Below are 1,324 nucleotides of genomic sequence, written 5' to 3'. Positions count from 1 at the left end.
CGAAGTCGAGAGGGGCGCCGCACCGACAGCGCCAGCGGTCGCGGTACGTCTCGCCGCACTCGGGACAGCGGAGTCGCCGAGGGGCGCGCGCTCGCGGCGCCGACGCGTCGGAGCCGAGACCGCGGTCGTCGGGACCGCTCATCAGTACTCGTCGACGTTGGTACCGATCGAGCAGACGTACTCGCCGGCGGCCACCTGCGGGAGCCGGCGCGTCCGCCAGAATATCCCGTCCGTGTCGGCAGTGACGCGGCCCTCTAAGGCGCCGAAGGTGTCGGTCACTTCGAAGAGGACGTCGCCCGCCGAGACGCGCTCGCCGAGTTCGCGCTCGAAGCGGACTAACCCGCCGGCGGGCGAGCCGTACTGGTCGAACCCGCGCGCCCGGGACTGCGGTTCGAGGGGCGCGTCGCCGTCGAGGAACCCGTAGTGACGGAGCACGTTGAACACGCCCTCGACGCCGTACCGGATCGACTCCTCGTCCCAGCCGACGCAGCCGCCGAGCTCGGGGTCGACGGTGGGGATCCCGTGTTCCGGGCCGGCCCTGGCGAGCTGCCCGTCCGGGCCCTTGATGTCGAGGACGTGCCCGCAGCCGAACGTCTTCGCGGGCTCCAAGCACTCCCCGTGAAGCCGGTGGCGGACGCCGCAGCGCACGCGCGTCTCGTTTATCATCCGGCTCGTCGACCCCTGATGGAGGTCGAGGATGTAGTCCGCCCGCTTGGCGACCTGGAACGTCTCGTGGGCGATCCGCTCGCTCGTCGTCCCGTCGGCGTTGCCGGGGTAGCCGCGGTTCATCTTCCGGTCGTCGACCGGGTTCCGGTGTTCCGCGGCCTGGAACGCGAAGTGGTTCACGATGCCGACGACGAGGACGGAGCCTGACAGCTCGGTCGGGTCGAGCCGCGGCACGACGCGGTTGACGACGCCCAACCCGTTGAGCTCGTCGCCGTCGCTCACCGCCTGGACGTACAGCGTCGGCCCGTCCGCCGCGCCGTTGATCGCGGCGACCGGCAGCCGGACGGGGCTCCCGTCCCGCATTTCCGCCACCTCGAGACGGCCCGTGTCCGTCTCTCCCGGAGACGCGCGGGCCGTTCCCAGCGTTATCATTACGCGGAGGTGGGGCGGCCGGGACTTTATCCGTTCGGTCCGCGGCGATCCGGCCGACGCAAGCTTTATCGCCGCTATCGCCCAACCGGACGGTACTAATGCCCACGGCGTCGGTTCCCGTCCGCCCAGGTGACCGCCGCCGGGAGTCCCCATGAGCATCGACATCGACCCGCTGTCCGAGGCCGACGGGATCACCGTCACCGACCACATCGAGAACACGCAGTTC

General features: G+C 70.7%; 1 protein-coding gene and 1 pseudogene. Both read right to left on the bottom strand.

What is annotated here, in order from left to right; genetic code table 11:
* Nucleotides 1-142, bottom strand: a pseudogene (locus tag U4E84_RS17570) (threonine synthase); the annotation flags it as partial.
* Nucleotides 142-1,098 (bottom strand): succinylglutamate desuccinylase/aspartoacylase family protein, encoded by a 957-nt coding sequence (locus tag U4E84_RS17565; RefSeq protein WP_322533374.1) that lies wholly within the window; start codon nt 1,096-1,098, stop codon nt 142-144. The gene U4E84_RS17565 and the pseudogene U4E84_RS17570, both read right to left, overlap by 1 nt.
* Between the last annotated feature and the right edge of the window lie 226 nt (nt 1,099-1,324).

The sequence above is a fragment of the Halorubrum sp. AD140 genome (genome assembly GCF_034497445.1).
Lineage (GTDB): Archaea > Halobacteriota > Halobacteria > Halobacteriales > Haloferacaceae > Halorubrum.
Note: the sequence above shows the minus strand (reverse complement) of the source record. Positions and strands in the feature narration are given on the sequence as shown.